Source organism: Natronobacterium gregoryi SP2 (assembly GCF_000230715.2).
In the GTDB taxonomy this organism is placed as follows: Archaea; Halobacteriota; Halobacteria; order Halobacteriales; family Natrialbaceae; genus Natronobacterium; species Natronobacterium gregoryi.
Map to the genome: position 1 here is coordinate 3,244,653 of NC_019792.1, position 17,159 is coordinate 3,261,811.

Consider the following 17,159-nt stretch of genomic DNA (forward strand, 5'->3'; position numbering starts at 1 on the left):
GGAACAGAGACGGATCGACGCTCGAAAGGCGACCTAGTGGCGGGCCAAGCCTGAACTGATGGGTCGAATCTGGCGGCGTGGCTCGATTCGACCCGTCAGTCGACGGTTGGGACGGTACTAGTGCTTTGGCAAGCCTGAACGGATGAGTGAAACCGAATGCGGTCGTCTGGGTTCACTCATCGGTCGACGCTTGGCGGAGTACTAGAGGTCGACAGCCTCCCGTGCTTCCTCGAGATGCCGGCGCTCGATGACGACCTCGTCGGCCCGTTCGTTGGCCTCGTCCGGATCGTACTCCGCTGCGACCTCGCGGATCGCTTTCATCGAGGCGTCCCTGACCAGCGCTTCGAGGTCCGCGCCGGTGTAGCCCTCGAGTTCAGCGGCGAGTTCGCGGAGATTGATGTCTTCTCCCAGCGGCTTCCCGCGCGTGTGGACCTCGAGGATTTTCTCGCGAGCTTCGCGGTCGGGGTCGCCGACGAGGACGTGCGTGTCGAGCCGACCCGGTCGCAAGAGCGCGGGGTCGATCTGGTCCTTGCGGTTGGTCGCGGCCAACACGACGAGGTTCGGGTTCTCCCGCATTCCGTCTAGCTCCGTCAGCAGTTGCGACACGACGCGTTCGGTGACCTCGTGGCCCTCGCCACGGGCGGCCGTGATGGCGTCGATTTCGTCGAAGAAGACGATCGACGGCGCGGATTGGCGAGCCCGCTCGAACACCTCTCGAATGGCTTTCTCGCTCTCGCCGACGTAGCGATCGACGATTTCCGGGCCGTCCACCCTGACGAAGTTGACGTCGGTCTCGCCGGCAAGTGCGCGAGCGAGCAACGTCTTCCCGGTTCCCGGCGGGCCGTACAACAGGACGCCCGACGGGGGCTGGGTGTTTGTCTCCTCGAAGAGGCGATCGTAGGTCAGCGGCCACTCGACCGACTCCCGCAAGGTCGCTTTCGCGTTCTCGAGGCCGCCGACGTCCGAAAAGTCCGTCTCGGGGGATTCGGCGACGTACTCCCGCATCGCGGACGGTTCGACCGACGCCAGCGCCTCGTCGAAGTGACGCTTATCGACGGCCGGATCGCGGTTCCACTCCTCCCGATCTCCGGTATCGGTCGGCCGATCGCGGATCGCCGCCATCGCCGCCTCGCTCGCGACGGCATCTAAGTCGGCACCGACGAAGCCGTGAGTCCGCCGAGCGATCCCGTCGATATCGACGTCCTCGGACAACGGCATGCCGCGGGTGTGCACCTCGAGGATCTCTTTTCGTCCTTTCTCGTCGGGGACGCCGATCTGGATCTCGCGGTCGAAGCGACCGCCACGCCGGAGTGCCGGATCGATCGTGTCGACGCGGTTCGTCGCCCCGATGACGATCACTTCACCGCGGGCGTCGAGGCCGTCCATCAGCGTCAGGAGTTGACCGACGACCCGGTTCTCGGCGTCGCCCTCGTCGTCGCGCTGGCCGGCGATCGAGTCGATCTCGTCGAAGAAGATTATCGTCGGAGCGTTCTTCTCGGCGCGTTCGAACACCTCGCGGAGCCGTTCTTCGGATTCACCCTTGTACTTGGACATGATCTCCGGACCGGAAATCGTCTCGAAGTTGGCGTCGACCTCGTTGGCGACCGCACGGGCGATCAGCGTCTTGCCGGTGCCCGGCGGCCCGTACAGGAGGACGCCGGAAGGCGGTTCGACGCCCAGTCGCTGGAAGAGTTCGGGCTCCGACAGCGGCAGTTCGATCATCTCCCGGACGAGCTCGAGTTCCTCGTCCAAGCCGCCGATGTCCTCGTAGGTGACGCCTCCTTGCTCCAGTTCACCCTCGGTGTCCGACGGCCTCGAGGTGTCTGTGCCGTCTCGAGCGGTCTCCGGGCTTCCGGCTGATTCCGGCGTCGTAGCCGAGCCACCGTCGTCCCTGCCTCTGGTGACGATCCGAACGGTCGTCTCGGTCGAGATGCCGACATCGCCGCCGGGGTTGGTGTCGACGACCTTGAACGGGGCCTGGCTGACGCCCTCGATCCGTATCTGCTCGCCCGAACGAACTGGTCTGTTCCGGAGTTTCTCGGTCGCCTTGCGCTTTGCCACCCGGAGTTCGCTCTCGGAGAGCGACGGCGGTGCCAGGAGTGTCACCCGGTCGGCGTTCCTGATCGCCGACTTGTCCGTCGTCCGGACGGTGACGGTGTCGCCGACGTGAACACCGGCGTTGGCCCGGGTGTCGGCGTCAATCTGGACGACACTCTCCGAAACCGACGGATCGGCCGGCCACATCTTCGCGACCGTTCGCTCTTCACCGTCGACGACGACCGTGTCGCCACTCAGGACACCCAGCTGTCGTCGTGCGAGTTCGGGAATCCGTGCGACGCCGCGGCCGGCGTCGCGTTTCTCTGCGGCCTGGACCGTCAACGACACGCCGTCGCCCGAGTCCGCATCCGATCCACTCATGCCGAGTAGTTCCAGCCCACCAGCCTTGAGGGTTGTCCCGCGTATTCGGACGCGGAAAACGCTCCGTTCAGTCGACGAACTGGTCCAACGTCGTCTCGAGACCGTCCCCGTTCCGGACCTCACTCACCAGTGCTCCGTCGATGTCCAGACCGAGTACCTCCGCGGCGGCCTGGCCGACCCGGTCTCGCAGCCGCTCCGGCGAGTAGACGCCGAGTCGCCACTGGGAGTACTGGGCCGCCCGCAACGCCTCGACGAGCGGCGACTGTTGCTCGAGTCGCCGAATCTCGCCGCTGACCATCACGCGAGAGGTCGACTCGGTCATCGACGGCCGACCTGGAACGTCGAGAATGACGTCCTCGTCGTCGACGCCGGCGCGGTCGGCAATTTCGCGCTCGAACGACCGAATTTTCTCGTGATCGGCCTCGATGACGCCGCCGGGGACGGCGTCGATTTCGGCCCAGACGGCTCGCTTGAACAGGGTTCGCTCGTCGAGTCGTCGGGAGAGATCCGCCGTGGCCTCGCAGGACCGCAGGGCGACGAGTAGGTCCGCGTCGTCCATCCGCTGGAGGGTGACGGCGTCGACATCTGCCTCGGGCGCGTCGAGCAATCGCTCGGCTGCCCGGCGCAACATCGCCTTGCTGATGCGGGCGACGCTGTGGCTGTAGACGGCCGGGTTCATCAGCGCACGCGCGACCAGCAGACTCTCGGCGGTCTGGACGTTCCCCGCCTCGAGGACGAGTTCACCCTCGACGAACGCCAGCTCCCGGAGGAGTCGGCCGGGATCGATCGTCCCGTACGGAACGCCCGTGTGGTGGGCATCCCGAACCAAGTAGTCCATACGGTCGACGTCGAGTTCGCCGGAGACGAGCTGGCCGAACCGACCCTCACCCGCGACCAGGTCCGCGATCGCCTCGGGCTCGAGGTCGTGCTCACGCAGTACTTCGCCGACCTCTCCCGCTGCCAGCAAGGCGTAGACGTCGTCGTGGTAGCGTCCAGTCCGACGGTAGGTCAGCGACTCGAGGTTGTGGCTGAACGGTCCGTGACCGACGTCGTGGAGCAGCGCCGCAGCCTCGACGCGTTTGGCACGCTTGCCCTCGACCTCGAGGTGTTCCAGGGCCTGGCAGGCGAGGTGATAGACGCCGAGGCTGTGTTCGAAACGCGTGTGGTTGGCAGAAGGGTAGACGAAGGCGACGGTCCCGAGTTGTTTGATTCGTCGCAGTCGCTGGAGAGCGGGCGTATCGAGGAGGTCCCGTGCGACGCCGTCCACGTGGATGTGGTCGTGGACGCTGTCTTTGATGACCTTCATGCCGGCTCTTTGGCGGGTTCGTACAAAAAACGTCGCATTCGGCAGTAGAATGGTCGCCGAAAGTCGGGATATCGACTGTATCGTGGTCGGTTCGTCGTCCGGGACCGGAATACTGTCCCGTCGCGTCTCCGGAACCTACGGTTTTACGGGTTCTTTTCCCAGTCGTACTAATAATATGGCACAGCAACGAGCCGAAGTGGCCGGCCCTCTCGATACGTTTCGGCAGTTTTTCTCCCTGCAGCGAGACGTCTTGGCGCTCTCGCTTGCGATGTTCGCGTTCAGTCTTGGCTTTCAAATGACCAACCGGTTTCTCCCCGAGTACCTCTTCTACCTCGGGGCGGGCGGCTTCGTCGTGGGGCTGTTCGCCACTCTCGGGAACGTCATCGGCGCTGTCTACCCCTACTACGGCGGCGTCGTCTCCGACCGCGTCGGCTCCCGATATGCCCTGACAGTCTTCGGCTTCGTCTCTGCGTTCGGCTTCGTGATCTGGCTGGCCGCCGACTTCCTGCCCGCGGTCGATCTCGGCGTAGTCGTCCTCGAGCCGTGGGTCTGGGTGTTCGCCGGCCTGTTGCTGGCTCAGTGCTGGAAGTCGCTCGGTATCGGCGGCCATTACGCCATCGTCAAGCAGGCGACCGAACCGGACCGGCTGGCTCGCGGGTTCGCCAGTACGGAGACGTTTCGGCGGACTGCCTTCCTGCTCGCGCCGCTGATCGTCGCCGTCCTCGTGGCCGACGAGCTGATCCCCGGTTTCCTCTGGGTGCTCGTTCTGGCAATCGTCTTCGCGGTTCTCGGGACGATCGCCCAGCACTGGCTGTACGAGGCCGACGAGGACACCGTCGGCAAGGAGTTCGAGGGCGTCAGCCAGATCGTCGACGACCTCCGGGCGTTGCCCGACGCCCTGCGCCCGCTGCTGGTGGCCGACACCTTCGTCCGGTTCGCCAACGGGATGGTGTACGCGTTCTTCATCCTTGTCGTCACCCAGCTCATGCAGGTCGGGTTGACGGCGACGGTTCCCGTCTATGGAACCGTCTCACTCTCTCCTGCCGCGTTCTTCGGGGTGCTGTTGAGCATCGAGATGCTGGTCGCACTGCTGACGATGGCACCAGCCGCCAAAATTGCGGAACGCGTCGGCCTCAAGCCGGTCGTCGGCCTCGGCTTCTTCGTCTACGCGATCTTCCCGGTGTTGCTGATCTTCGGTCCGGGAGTCGTCACGGGAGTCGACGACACCTGGCTGCTCGTCGCCCTCTTTGCCTTCTCCGGGCTGCGTTTCGCGGGACTACCAGCACACAAGGCCCTGATCGTCGGCCCTGCAGAACGGGGCGCAGGCGGACGAGTCACCGGCTCGTACTACTTCGTTCGCGGCGCAATCGTGATCCCGAGCGGCGTGCTCGGCGGCTTCCTCTGGGAGTTCGTCAGTCCGGAACTGTCCTTTACGATCGCGACGGCCGTCGGACTGATCGGCGTCGCCTACTTCGTGCTCTTCGGTGAGGAGTTCGAAGCCTACGCGTAGTCGATCGATCTCGAGTTCCCCGCCGTGCCAGAACAGTCTTCTCGCGAGCGCGACAACGACCAGTACGTGAGACGAGTCCTTCTAGTTCTCTTGGTCGCGAGTATGCTGGTTCTCGCGGGGTGTGTCGGTGGACCTGGCAATGGCGATAACGCCACCGCCGAGCCAGACCTCCCCGAAGAGGACGTCGACGAACCCGTGGGTGACGACGTCGACAAAGAAAGCACTCACGACGAGACCGATGCCGTTACTGAGGGCGAAGAAACCGACGAGACGGACGAGAAACCACCCGACACAACGGACGTCGACGGCGACCTCGAGTTCCACCACGTAGATGTCGGCCAGGCCGACGCGACGTTGGTGGTCACGCCGAGTGACGAAACGATCCTCGTCGACACCGGCGACTGGCGACAGGACGGCAGCGAGGTGATCGACTACCTCGAGTCCGAGGGCGTCGACCGGATCGATCACCTGGTCGCAACACACGCCCACGCCGACCACATCGGCGGTCACGCCGCGGTGATCGAGCACGTCGAGACCGACGGCGACGGGATCGGGGCCGCCTACGACTCCGGCGTGCCCCACACCTCCCAGACGTACGAGAACTACCTCGACGCCGTCGAGGAGCACGACATCGAACTACTGGTCGTCGAGGAAGGCGACGAACTCCCGATAGACGACGAATCGGTCTCGGCGCTCGTGACCAACCCGCCCGAAGGCGACTCCGGAGACGACCTCCACTACAACAGCGTCTCGCTCGTCCTCGAGTTCGGCGAGTTCCGGTACGTGACGACCGGCGACGCCGAAGCGGACGCCGAAGATCGGATAGTCGAGGAGTGGGGCGACGACCTCGAGGGCGACGTTTACCAGGCCGGCCACCACGGCTCGTCGACCTCCTCGACGGCACCGTTCGTGGACGCCGTCGCGCCCGAAATCGCAGTCGTCTCGAGCGACCACGACTCGCAGTACGGCCACCCACACGACGAGGTGCTCGAGGCGTTCGCGGACCGCGGGGTCGAGACCTACTGGACCGCCGTCCACGGCGACGTCGTCGTCACGACCGACGGCAACGAGGTCGCCGTCGAGACGGAGGCGATCGTCTCGACCGACGGCGAGGACCTCCGCGAGGCAAAACACGCCGCGGACGACCCTCACTCGAGCCTGTCGAGAACAATTAATACACCCCTCGGTCTTACGTCTCTACCAGGATGACCGAGAGCTTCACTGGCGTCGTCGACCGCGTCGTCGACGGCGAGACGGCCGTGATTCTGCTTGAGGAAGACGGCGAGACGGTCGATCAGTTGGACGTTCCCCTCGGTCGACTCCCGGAGCCAGCGCGAGACGAGGGCGCGATTCTGTCGATCACCGTCTCCGCTGGCGAACTCGTCGACGCGGAGTCCCGGCCCGAAGAGACGAGTGATCGACGCGAGTCCGCTCGAGAGCGACTGAAACGGCTCTCGGATCGGCTCTCGGAGCGGTAGACGCGTCACTCGTTTGCGACGCTGTCGACGATACGACGCTACGATACCCGCCGATACCGACCGGAGAGGGAGACGAGCGAGACGGTGTATCCCGTTCCAGTGATGCGGACAGCTGCTGTCAGACGTACCGGTGTAACCGCCTCGAGTCGCGGTTTCACTGGTACCGACCGACGGGAAACCGTCTCACGCTGACTCGTTTTCCGCTGCCTGGATCGCTTCGATACCGAACTGCACGACATCCGGCGAGAGGTCACTGTTCCGAAGTTCGGCTGTCGTATACCACTGCCACGATTCCGCGCTTTCTTCACCGTCTGCCGGTGAGATATCACGGCTCGGGACAGTGGCGTAGTAGATGTGGTCGATATGCTGGTGGCCAACAGTTCCGTCGTAAACGTTGATATCGTAGAGCATCTGATGGCGTGGTTGCGGAAGGGCTCTCCCAGCAGGTGCAGAAACGTCTCGTGTCTCATCGAGAAGGTCTGGCTCGAGCCCCATCTCTTCCCGGACTTCTCGGAGGGCAGCCTCGTGTGGGAGTTCGTCCCGATCAACGTGCCCACCCGGTGGGATCGTGATTCCCAGATGCTTGTGATCGTGCAATGCAGTTGCTCCGCGATTGACCACGTAAATCGTTCCAGTAAAATGACGAGTTGTCTCCATACCTCTCGTCTCTGAACACGCCCACATATCTATACCGACATCCACTCGTATATTGGTTCAATCCCCCTGATCGGCCACGAGACGCTGTCTATACCAGTCGTAGACGGTGGCCGCACGATGAGCACAGAACTCCCCTGTCACGGAGACGACCTCTAAACGAAAAGCAGCGCGAGTTCCCCGCCCTTCCGAAAACCTGCGGTTTTCGGCTTTCGCAAATCTTCGATTTGTGTCAACACCGTGGGCGGGTGTGAAGCGTGTACGCTCGGCTGCGTCCCCGTTTTTACGTATTGGGACGCCCTACTACAGTTTGGAACCCACGTTATCGGCCTCGCAAAACCCGCGCACCTACTTCGGGATAAGACGCGGTGTCGTCCGAAAGACGAAGTCTTTCGTGATCAAGCGAAACCTTCGGTTTCGCGGACCTCGCGAAGCTCCGCTTCGCTCAGTCACGAAAATTAGAGATTTTCGAACGACGCCGGGCCTGTGTCGCGCCTTCGTGAAGGGGCGGACGCCCACGGACACACCCGCCACGGCTGCAACAGATGACCTCTGTTGCGGTGGCACTTCCGGTGTGTTCGGGTGTTACTGGTTCCCCGCGAGCCCCCGCAGGGACGAGCGCGGGCGGAATTACATTCGCTACCGGTCGTTTCGCTGGCTCCACGCCAGAGACCACGACGAAGCCACGGGCCACCGCGCCCATGGTACTTCACTTCGGCTCGTCTCCGTCGTCGTTGCCCTCCTATTTCCATGCGGTGTTGTCAGTCGGCTACTAGCGACTCGCAGGCAAAAACCCACCCGCTGGCGACTCCGGCTCGGTTGCTCACGAGCAGCGGTCGATTACGACCCGTCGGGGAGACGGCCAGTCAGTGCCTCGCTCGCCGGTGCGAACGAAATCGTCGAACCGAGGTCCTGCTCCCGGGCGCGCTCGTACAGCATGTGGGCCGCGGCGACCGTCTCGATTCCCGTCCCGCCGCTGTCGAACACCGTGATCTCGTCGTCGCTCGTCCGTCCCGGCGCGTGTCCGGCGACGACCTCGCCCAGTTCGGCGTGGACGTGGTCCTCCGTGATGGCTCCCTCCTCGAGCGCCGCGAGGAACGCGCCGGCGTCGAACGTCGCCCGCTCGCGCAGGTCTGGGACGTACGTGGCCCGTTCGACGGTCCGAACGTCGATCTCGTGGCTTTCCTCCTCGTACTGGCCCATCGCCGTCACGTGCGTGCCGGGCTCGAGGTCGTCGCCGCCGAACACTGGCTCCGTGGACTTCGTCGCAGTGACGACCACGTCCGCGCCGTCGATTGCATCGGCGCTCGAGTCGGTGGCGGTGACGGTCGCCTCGAGTCGCTGGTCGAAATCGTCGGCGAAGGCCTCGCGGTTCTGGCGGGTCGGCGAGTAGACTCGGACCGCCTCGAACGCCCGGACGGTCGCGGTGGTGTGGAGCTGACCGCGGGCTTGCGAGCCGCTGCCGATAACGGCGAGGGTCGTCGCGTCGTCGCGGGCGAGTTCGTCGACGGCGACTGCGCCCGCGGCACCGGTCTTGAACGGGTTCATGCTCGCACCGTCGAGGAGAGCCAGCGGTTCGCCGTTCTCGGCGTCGAACAGTGGCGTCACGAACCAGGCGTCTCCCGCGCCGAACCCGGCACCGTACATGTAACCGCCCATCGCTCCGGTTTCGGGGAGTACGGCCGCGTAGCTGGTGAACATGCCGTCGGGTTCGGTCCGGTGGAACTTCTGGCGAGGGTGTGCTGGCGCGCCGTCGCCGACCTGCTGGTAGCCGTCCCTGACTGCCTCGACGTACTCCGCGGGTGTCGCGAGTCCATCGATCTCGTCGCTGGTGAGAAACAGAGCGTCGGTCATGGGCTGTACTATCGAGTACAGGTGGAAAAAGGCACGTGGCCGGGCCAGCGCCGCGTCGGAACCGAGAAGGGACGAGCGGTTCGTCTTCCAACACCGTCGCCAGGGAGCGCCAGTCACCCCCTCGAGTGGTCGATCGAAATTCGTCGGAGCCGTCGACCACACACTCGACGAGACCGGTCTCGCCACGGATCGCGAAGAAGCCTGTCCACTCCGTGTTTCGAGTGTGACGCCCGGATACGCCAGTCGTGGGTGGCTATCGAGTCCGCGACGCGGACAGCGAAACGGTCGTCGCTCGCTGTCCGACGCCCACGCCATCCGACGCCGGTCGCGAGCTCACTTACGCGAATCGGGGGATCGACATGCGTGTGAATCGCCGTACGCCCCTGTAACACCACACATATGGGATTAAAGAACGAAGACCAAGCAGGTGACCGACTAACGATGAGGAATCGACGGCTCGAACTCGATTCGCTGACCGGAATCCACTGGCTTGCTATCCTCGCGGCGATCGTGAGCGGGCTCGTTCATCTGGTGTTGGGGGTCGGATTCCTCCCACACTGGATGGGCGCGCTCTTCTTGCTCGCGGCAGTCGGCTTCGCGGCCGGCATCGGCCTCGTCCTGATCGACTATCGACGACGGCTGGTGTACCTGGTGGGGATTCCGTTCGTCGGAGGGCAGGTCGTTCTCTGGTACGCACTGAACCAGCCGTCGAGCATCGGTGATCTGGGCGTGGCTGAAGTCGTCGACAAACTCGCCCAGGCCGTCCTGATCGTAGCACTCTCCGTCCTCTATCGCTGGGAGCCGTGACCGACCCCGAGCTACGGATCGGTTCCTGGAAGCGGATCAGCGGCCAACTGGACGTCCAGTTTCGACAGACAGTCACGGCCCGGCTCGAGGCCACCGTTCCGGTCGAACTGGTGCGGCGTGGACACCGTCTCCGGCGGTCACTGCTTCCCAGCCGGTACACCGACGCCGACCCGCTGTGTGTCGTCGAAGTGGACCCTCACCGAATCGAACGGAGCATTCTCGAGACCGCCCCAACCTACCCGCAGTGGGGGCGCGTCGAGGGCGGCGACTGGGACCGTCGATGGGAGCCGTTCGACGACCGGCTCGTCCCCCAGGCGATGAGACAGCGGTTCGTCGACGGGCAACCCTGGCGGGAGACGCTGTTGCTTGAGGCCTACCGCGAACAGCTCGAACGGTTCGGGAACGCCTGGGAGCATACCTCGATCGATGGGTTCGACCGTCGGTGTCGAGCGATCGAACGACTCTATACGTCGATCCGTACGGACGGCTACAAACGACAGACGGAGCTGCGCCAGTGGAGCGGCAGGGAACCGATCGCGACCCGCGTCGACGAGATCAACGTCGACATCGCCCGCGACGGGACGCTGTACTGGCGTGGCTACGGGCAACATCGGCTCGCGATCGCCAAACTGCTCGATCTCGAGTCAGTACCGGTCCTGTTGCACCGTCGTCACGCCGGGTGGCAGACGCGCCGGGAGCAAATCAGGGAGTGGCTGGTGGACTCGGGCGACGCGGGCGACGAGTTGGCCGTCGATCATCCCGATCTGACCGATCTCGTCGGCGCGAACAGGGGGGAGTCGTCGTGACGGATCGACCGTTCCGTGCGCCGGCCGCGAGTGTGACTCGCCAGTGGATGATCCTCGCAAGTGCCGTCGCCGTTCTCGCGCTGGTGGCTGGTTCGCCCGTCTACGCGTGGTCTTCCGGCGCAGGTGGACCGTTCGTCGTCGGGGCCGTCCTCGGATTCGTCGCGGTCGTCGTCGCGTCCTGGCGATCGATCACGCTGGCCCGGCAACGCGTGGGCGTCGAACCGATCACCCCGGCAACCTGGCTCACCGCCAGCCGGGGTGGAACGCTCGTGATACTCGCCGGGTTTCTTCTGATTGCCCGGCCTCCCGATGCGTTCGCGTGGGTGCCCGCGACACTGTTCGCGGTCGCCGCCGGTCTGGATGCCGTCGACGGGACACTGGCTCGAGCGACCGACGATGTCTCGGAACTCGGCAGCCGACTCGACGTCGAAATCGACTCACTGACAGTGCTCGTCGGCACGCTGCTTGCCATCCAGTACGACGTCGTCCCTGTCGCATTTCTCGTCGTCGGGCTCTCGCGGTACGCGTTCGTCGCCGGAATACGCTACCGGCGATGGGCCGGCCGGCCAGTGTACGACCTCGACCCGAGCACGCCACGGCGCGTTCTCGGGGCGCTCGCGATGGTGACCATCTGGCTCGCACTCTCGCCGATCCCTGGCCCAGCGCCCACTCGAGTCCTCGCGGTCGTCGTTTTGTTCCCGTTCGTGGCGAACTTCGCCCGGGACTGGCTGGTCGTCTCCGGTCGGCGTCGCCACACGTAAACTGCCCGTAGCCCACCGTTAAGTGCTCGCGCCCGAAAGGTATCCACATGTACTCCGTTTCGGTTTCTCGGTCGTTCGTCGCCCAGCACTACCTGACGGTGCCGAATCCAGGCCCCGAAGGGGAGCTACACTCTCACCAGTTCACCGCCGAAGTAACGTTCGAGGGGCCCGAACTCGGCGAGTACGGCTACCTCGTCGACATCGACGCGGTCGTCGAAGCGCTCGAAACCGTCGTCGAGACGGTTCGAGATCGGACGCTCAACGACCTTCCCGCCTTCGAGAGGAAGAACCCGAGTGCCGAGCGTCTTGCCAAAGTCGTCGGCGATCGGCTGCTCGAGGAACTCGAACCGGAGACAGCCACGCGACTCGCGGTGACTGTCCAGGAAGATGACATCGCGTCGGTCACTCACGACCGTTCGCTGTGAGTGTATGCACGTCGGCCTGGTCGTCTACGGCGACCTCGAGGAAACCTCTGGCGGGTTCCGGTATGACAGACGGCTGGTCGAGTCGTTGCGGGCGCGGGGCGACACCGTCGAAGTCGTCTCGCTGCCGTGGCGCTCGCTCGCACGGGGCGTGTTCGACGGCTGGTCGCGCTCGATCCGGTCACGGCTCGACCGACCGGTGGACGTCTTGCTCCAGGACGAACTCTGTCACCCGTCACTGTGGTACCATAACCGCCGGCTCGAGCGACCCGAGGCCGTCGTCGCTTTGATCCACCACCTCCAGTCGGACGATCCCACGACGCGTCGCAACCGGCTCCACCGGCCGTTCGAGCGACGATATCTCGAGTCGGTCGACGCGACGATCGCCACCAGCGAGTTCACCCGGCAGCGAGCGGCGAAGATCGTCCCGTCGCTGGCCGACCGGCCGGGGCTGGTCGCATCCCCAGCCGGCCGTGCCGGCGGCGGGGCGGTAACGAAGGGCGACGTCGTCGACCGCGCCCACGACGGTCCGCTGCGGGTGACGTTCGTGGGCAACGTCGTCCCCAGGAAAGATCCACTGACACTCGTCTCGGCGTTCGCTTCCGAACGGGCCACCGACGACTGGCAGTTGACGATCGTCGGTAGCCACGACGACCGCGGCTACGTGAAGCGCGTCCGCGACCGAGTCGCGTCGCTCGGCCTGACCGACCAGGTCACGCTCACGGGGGAGGTCCCGACGCCGCGACTCGAGTCGATTCTCGAGGGCAGCCACTGTCTCTGCGTTCCCTCGCGGTACGAAGCCTTCGGGATGGTGTATCTCGAGGCGATGGAGTACGGCGTCGTCCCGATCGCGACCGAAAACGGCGGTCCACGAGAGTTCGTCGACCACGGCACGAGCGGTGTTCTCGTCGATCCCGGCGACAGTCGGGCGATCGCAACCGCGCTCGAGCGCCTCGACACCGACCGTGACCGACTTGCCACGCTGGGCGTCAGCGCACTCGAGGGCGCACGCGAGCACCCGACCTGGGACGAGACGATGCGGTCCGTCAGGTCGTTTCTCCAGCGCGTCGCGACCCCGTAGCTACCCGTCGACACCGAGCAACACGTCCAGTCCGTGGGCAACGTAGACGAGTTCGCCCGACTCGACCTGTTCTCGCCGGCGAGCGATCCACGACTCGAGGGCGTCGCCGTCGACGGCCGGATCGTCCTCGAGGGCGGTGTGAACGGTCTCGAGGACGTGCTGGAGGAAGTACGCCTCGTCGGCAGGATACGACCCGTCGTCGGCGGTGACGATCCAGTCGGAGGCTCCCGCCGCGTGGCAGACGTGCTCGTTGGCGGCGCACTCGAGGAGGCGGCGGCCGGCGTGGGGATCGCCAGGGTTCGCCCGTCGACGCATGTCTTCGTGATAACGGTCGGAGACGTACTCGTCGAAGCCGGGCACCGCCGTGGGCTGGAAGATCGTCTCGCCGTCGAACGTGATGGGGAAGTAACAGAGACAGCCCGATGGGAGACACGCGAGCAGCGTTTCGACCTCGACAGGCCGGAAGAGGTCGACGAAGGCCGAGCCGACGACCGCGTCCGGCGCTTCGTCGTCGAGAGCGACGGCCGGTTTTTCGTGGTCGAAGGCAACGGTCGCATCGGATACCGTACTACGGACCGTGACAGCCCGCTTGTCCCGAGAGAGCGTGAACTCGCCCGTACTGTCGCCCGGTTCGACGTGGTAGTCACGCTCCTCGGCCCAGGCAGGCAGTCGTTCCCTGGCTGTTGCGATCGCGTCTCCGTCGACGTCGACGAGCGTGTAGGTCACCGTCTCCGGCAACCGCTCCCACTCGAGTAGTCGCTGGAGCATCGTTCCGATGCCCGCACCGACCTCGACGACGTGATCACCGGCCTCGAGTCGCCGCTCGAACGCTTTGAGGACGGTTCGATCGAGCGCACGGTCGTCGACGGTGCGTTTCGCGGCGAGGTAGCGTTCCTTCGAGTACGTCCTGGGCATTTGCGAGTCCGACTGGACTAACGGTCCCCTCGGTGTAAACGTTTCAGACGGACCTCGGGAGTCGCGAGTGCGCCGGCACTGACTGACGGGTTGGGCGAGACATCCCGGACGACGTGATGCCGTCAGTTGCCGCCCGCGGTGGCCTCTACGTCGTCGGTACGATCGGCCGTGAACTCGAGAAAGCGGCGGGCACAGTCGTCACACCGGATCGTCAACACGCCGCGGCTGCCACAGCACGATTCGACGGACGTATCGGAGACGTCTAGCTGTCCGCCACAGAAGAAACACGCTCCCTGGAACGACCGTACCGACTGAGCGATCCGGTACCGCTGTCTGGGTGTGACCTCGCTCCACCGATCCGTCGTCTCACGTAAGGCAGTGTCGACTGCGACGTCGAACTTGAGTGCGGCGTCGGACGGCCAGTTCCGAACGGTGTCGTGGATCTCGTACGCGGTATACGGCCGGCTCGGAACGTCAACGGCTGCTCTCTCGACGCCGAAGAGTCGTGCAACGTCCGCCGCGTCGACCCCCGTTTCACGGATCGTCTCGAGACGATCACGGACGAGCGACTCGAACGCTGGAGTAAAACCGAGTTGCTCCGTTCCGTCGGCCGCCTGGATCGCACCGACCGTCTCGAGAAACGTCTCCGGGTCGACGTCGTTCTCTCGACGACGCTGAATCCGGTCTCTGGCCGATTTGTCACCCATACTGTCTGCACGTTGTGGTTACAGCATAATACTGTCGTCCACCGGCCCCCACCTCCTCGTCGGCACCGCCGAATCGACGAATCCGCAATAGTTATCGCTTTGGTATACTGCTTTCTTTCTTTATGAGTTGTGTCACTCGAGGTCTTCTGTTCGTCGACAACCGGGACGAAAGTCGAACCGCAGGCGAGCGCGGACAACCGTTTAGCTCACGCTCCCTCTCGAAACCACGATCTAACGCACCTCCAAGGCTGTTTTCTCCCGTTCCAATCGGCCGCTCCAGATTAGTTTGGCCTCTTCAAATGAACCGCCCGGCAAAACGACAGCAGGGCGAACCTCGAGCAGGAAGTGTCGGTATAGTTGTAAGCTGTCGAATAGTCTAGCTCGGGAACCAGTCCGACACAACGACTGCTCGAGAAACGACCGTGAGCAGCAGGAACTACCAGTGGCGAACCACACCCACACTGCTGAGCTGGATTGCTGTAACTAGTTACCGCCGCTTGTCGGAACGGAGTCGGCGATCGGCAGTAATTGACTACAGGAAACCGTATGAGTCGAACCCGGTCGCGTCTGCCGGGTCGACTGACAGGTCGAATCGAGCCACACCGCCAGAGTCGGCCCCGCAGTGCAGGCTTGGCCCGCCACTAGTACTCCACCAAGCGTCGACTGATAAGTGAAACCAGACGACTGCATTCGGTTTCACTCATCCGTTCAGGCTTGCCAAAGCACTAGTCGCCGACTGCCGTCTGTTCGCCAAACACCGCTTCCCGCCCTCGGTCGATCTCCGAGAGCAGTGCCTCCGTATCGTCCTCGACGGAGCCGATCGGCTTGATGTCGAACTCCTCGACCAGCAACTCCGCGACGTTTTCTGAGAGGAACGCCGGAAGGGTCGGACCGAGTCTGATGCCTTCGACGTCCTGGCTCAGGAGGGCAAGCAGGACGGTGACGGCCTTCTGCTCGTACCAGGCGATATCGTACGCGATCGGGAGATCGTTGACATCCTTGAGGTCCAGTGCGTCCTGAAGCGCCTGGGCGACGCGCAGCAGCGAGTAGGAGTCGTTACACTGCCCGGCGTCGAGCACGCGCGGAATACCACCGATGTCACCGAGATCGAGCTTGTTGTACCGATACTTCGCACAACCGGCAGTGAGGATGATGACGTCGTCGGGCAACTGTTTTGCCATCTCGGTGTAGTACTTCCGTTCCGAGTGGCGACCGTCACACCCGGCCATGACGACGAATCCGCGTATGTCTCCGTTCTCGATACCGTCGATAATCGCGTCGGCGTGATCCAGAACGGTGTTGCGGGCGAATCCGCCGGAGATCGTTCCCGATTCGAGTTCTTCCGGCGACTCGAGTTTCGTCGCGTGCTCGATGAGCGGTGAGAAGTCTTTGGGCGCTCCGTTCTCTCGATCCGAGACGTGGTCGACGTCGGGATAGCGGACGACACCGGTCGTGTAGACCCGCTCGAGGTAGCTATCTTTCGGCGGAACGAGACAGTTCGTCGTCAGTAGTACGGGACCGTTGAACGCCTCGAACTCCTTGTGTTGTTCCCACCAGGCGTTACCGTAGTTGCCGACGAAGTGATCGTACTCCTTGAGTTCCGGATAGGAGTGTGCCGGCAGCATCTCGCCGTGCGTGTAGACGTCGACCCCTTCACCGTCGGTTTGCTCGAGGAGTTCTTCCAAGTCTCGCAGGTCGTGACCACTGACGAGAATACCCGGCCGGTTCCGGACGCCAACATCGACTGCGGTCGGCTCGGGGTGGCCGTAGGTGCTGGTGTTTCCTCTATCTAACAGCTCCATGACCTCGACGCCGACTTCGCCGGCTTCGTGGACCAGTGCAGTGAGGTCGTCGACGTCCATCTCGTCGTCGAGGGTCGCCGCCAGTCCGCGCTGGACGAACGCGAAGACCTCGTCACGTTTCTCACCTAATGCGTACGCGTGATCGGCGTAGGCAGCGATTCCTTTCAGTGCGTAGGTCAACAGCTCGCGAAGCGAGCGAACGTCTTCGTCCTCGGTCTCGAGAACACCGACGTTGGTGGCGGTTTGCTGGATCGAGTCCGCCTCGGTCGTCGTCCACGTCGCTGCCTCGGGCCAGTCGCTGTCGTCGACGGGGCCGCTTGTGGACTCGAGGGTTGTTCGAAGCGTTTCCCGTCGTTCGACTGCCGCTTCGATGCGTGTCTCGATGTCGTCGGGATCGAAGTTGACGTTCGAGAGCGTCGTAAAGAGATTTTCTGCGATGAATACGGCTGTGTCCTCGTCGAGGCTGTCGGCTTTGCGGACACGCTCGGCGACGAACGCGAGTCCTTTGAGTTGCCGGATCAGCAAGTCCTGTCGGTTGGCTACGTTCGGCTTTTTGCCACAGGCTCCGACGGTGGTACATCCTTCGTTACCTTTCGCTTCCTGACATTGATAACAGAACATGTCCATGATTAGTCACC

At 64.1% G+C, this 17,159-nt stretch carries 15 protein-coding genes; 8 read left to right on the forward strand and 7 right to left on the reverse strand.

The features are described 5' to 3' along the window. Positions 1-201 precede the first annotated feature (201 nt). Together NATGR_RS15975 and NATGR_RS15980 are read right to left on the reverse strand one after the other, a co-directional pair. Entirely contained in the window at positions 202-2,418 is a 2,217-nt protein-coding gene (locus tag NATGR_RS15975; RefSeq protein ID WP_005577034.1) for an AAA family ATPase, read from the reverse strand. A 67-nt stretch (positions 2,419-2,485) separates the two neighbouring features. After that, the gene (locus NATGR_RS15980; protein WP_005577032.1) at positions 2,486-3,724 is read right to left on the reverse strand and encodes an HD domain-containing protein; all 1,239 of its coding nucleotides are present in this window, start codon (positions 3,722-3,724) and stop codon (positions 2,486-2,488) included. Between the two features lie 175 nt (positions 3,725-3,899). On the opposite strand from NATGR_RS15980, the gene NATGR_RS15985 reads away from it, so the two are divergent. The 3 genes from NATGR_RS15985 to NATGR_RS15995 all read left to right on the forward strand — a co-directional run bounded on the left by NATGR_RS15985 (position 3,900) and on the right by NATGR_RS15995 (position 6,712). Beyond that, entirely contained in the window at positions 3,900-5,234 is a 1,335-nt protein-coding gene (locus NATGR_RS15985) for an MFS transporter (RefSeq protein WP_005577030.1), read from the forward strand. A gap of 102 nt (positions 5,235-5,336) precedes the next feature. Continuing rightward, complete coding sequence (locus tag NATGR_RS15990; RefSeq protein WP_015233808.1) at positions 5,337-6,443, forward strand: ComEC/Rec2 family competence protein; 1,107 nt, start codon at positions 5,337-5,339, stop codon at positions 6,441-6,443. After that, complete coding sequence (locus NATGR_RS15995; protein WP_005577025.1) at positions 6,440-6,712, forward strand: DUF3006 domain-containing protein; 273 nt, start codon at positions 6,440-6,442, stop codon at positions 6,710-6,712. The genes NATGR_RS15990 and NATGR_RS15995 overlap by 4 nt, the downstream gene beginning before the upstream one ends. A 183-nt stretch (positions 6,713-6,895) precedes the next feature. Here NATGR_RS15995 and NATGR_RS16000 read toward each other — a convergent pair whose 3' ends face one another. Beyond that, entirely contained in the window at positions 6,896-7,369 is a 474-nt protein-coding gene (locus tag NATGR_RS16000) for an NUDIX hydrolase (RefSeq protein ID WP_015233809.1), read from the reverse strand. Positions 7,370-8,206: 837 nt separating this feature from the next. Beyond that, positions 8,207-9,220, reverse strand: a complete 1,014-nt coding sequence (locus tag NATGR_RS16005) for an ornithine cyclodeaminase family protein (RefSeq protein WP_005577021.1) — start codon at positions 9,218-9,220, stop codon at positions 8,207-8,209. A gap of 441 nt (positions 9,221-9,661) precedes the next feature. Between NATGR_RS16005 and NATGR_RS16010 the strand changes: the two genes are divergently transcribed. From NATGR_RS16010 to NATGR_RS16030, 5 genes are read left to right on the forward strand one after another with little or no spacing between them, the layout of a single operon-like run. Beyond that, a complete protein-coding gene (locus NATGR_RS16010; RefSeq protein ID WP_005577019.1) occupies positions 9,662-10,027 on the forward strand; it encodes a DUF7475 family protein in 366 nt (121 codons plus the stop codon). Then, a complete protein-coding gene (locus tag NATGR_RS16015; protein WP_005577017.1) occupies positions 10,024-10,833 on the forward strand; it encodes a hypothetical protein in 810 nt (269 codons plus the stop codon). Before NATGR_RS16010 ends, NATGR_RS16015 begins: the two co-directional genes overlap by 4 nt. Beyond that, the gene (locus tag NATGR_RS16020) at positions 10,830-11,594 is read left to right on the forward strand and encodes a CDP-alcohol phosphatidyltransferase family protein (protein WP_005577015.1); all 765 of its coding nucleotides are present in this window, start codon (positions 10,830-10,832) and stop codon (positions 11,592-11,594) included. The genes NATGR_RS16015 and NATGR_RS16020 overlap by 4 nt, the downstream gene beginning before the upstream one ends. Before the next feature lie 47 nt (positions 11,595-11,641). Then, the gene (locus NATGR_RS16025; RefSeq protein WP_005577012.1) at positions 11,642-12,019 is read left to right on the forward strand and encodes a 6-pyruvoyl trahydropterin synthase family protein; all 378 of its coding nucleotides are present in this window, start codon (positions 11,642-11,644) and stop codon (positions 12,017-12,019) included. After that, entirely contained in the window at positions 11,982-13,097 is a 1,116-nt protein-coding gene (locus tag NATGR_RS16030) for a glycosyltransferase family 4 protein (protein WP_244860883.1), read from the forward strand. The genes NATGR_RS16025 and NATGR_RS16030 overlap by 38 nt, the downstream gene beginning before the upstream one ends. Here the strand turns inward: NATGR_RS16030 and NATGR_RS16035 are convergent, their stop codons facing one another. From NATGR_RS16035 to hcp, 3 genes are all read right to left on the reverse strand, one after another. Next, positions 13,098-14,012, reverse strand: coding sequence for a class I SAM-dependent methyltransferase (locus NATGR_RS16035; protein ID WP_005577008.1), 915 nt, complete (start codon positions 14,010-14,012; stop codon positions 13,098-13,100). A gap of 122 nt (positions 14,013-14,134) precedes the next feature. Beyond that, positions 14,135-14,719, reverse strand: a complete 585-nt coding sequence (locus NATGR_RS16040; protein ID WP_005577006.1) for a hypothetical protein — start codon at positions 14,717-14,719, stop codon at positions 14,135-14,137. Between the two features lie 725 nt (positions 14,720-15,444). Further along, positions 15,445-17,148, reverse strand: coding sequence for a hydroxylamine reductase (hcp, locus tag NATGR_RS16045; RefSeq protein ID WP_005577004.1), 1,704 nt, complete (start codon positions 17,146-17,148; stop codon positions 15,445-15,447). Positions 17,149-17,159: the final 11 nt, after the last annotated feature.

Coding starts and splice junctions, on each gene's coding strand:
- NATGR_RS15975 (WP_005577034.1), bottom strand. CDS start 2,418: ATGAGTGGATCGGATGCGGACTCGGGCGACGGCGTGTCGTTGACGGTC.
- NATGR_RS15980 (WP_005577032.1), bottom strand. CDS start 3,724: ATGAAGGTCATCAAAGACAGCGTCCACGACCACATCCACGTGGACGGC.
- NATGR_RS15985 (WP_005577030.1), top strand. CDS start 3,900: ATGGCACAGCAACGAGCCGAAGTGGCCGGCCCTCTCGATACGTTTCGG.
- NATGR_RS15990 (WP_015233808.1), top strand. CDS start 5,337: ATGCTGGTTCTCGCGGGGTGTGTCGGTGGACCTGGCAATGGCGATAAC.
- NATGR_RS15995 (WP_005577025.1), top strand. CDS start 6,440: ATGACCGAGAGCTTCACTGGCGTCGTCGACCGCGTCGTCGACGGCGAG.
- NATGR_RS16000 (WP_015233809.1), bottom strand. CDS start 7,369: ATGGAGACAACTCGTCATTTTACTGGAACGATTTACGTGGTCAATCGC.
- NATGR_RS16005 (WP_005577021.1), bottom strand. CDS start 9,220: ATGACCGACGCTCTGTTTCTCACCAGCGACGAGATCGATGGACTCGCG.
- NATGR_RS16010 (WP_005577019.1), top strand. CDS start 9,662: ATGAGGAATCGACGGCTCGAACTCGATTCGCTGACCGGAATCCACTGG.
- NATGR_RS16025 (WP_005577012.1), top strand. CDS start 11,642: ATGTACTCCGTTTCGGTTTCTCGGTCGTTCGTCGCCCAGCACTACCTG.
- NATGR_RS16030 (WP_244860883.1), top strand. CDS start 11,982: ATGACATCGCGTCGGTCACTCACGACCGTTCGCTGTGAGTGTATGCAC.
- NATGR_RS16035 (WP_005577008.1), bottom strand. CDS start 14,012: ATGCCCAGGACGTACTCGAAGGAACGCTACCTCGCCGCGAAACGCACC.
- NATGR_RS16040 (WP_005577006.1), bottom strand. CDS start 14,719: ATGGGTGACAAATCGGCCAGAGACCGGATTCAGCGTCGTCGAGAGAAC.
- hcp (WP_005577004.1), bottom strand. CDS start 17,148: ATGGACATGTTCTGTTATCAATGTCAGGAAGCGAAAGGTAACGAAGGA.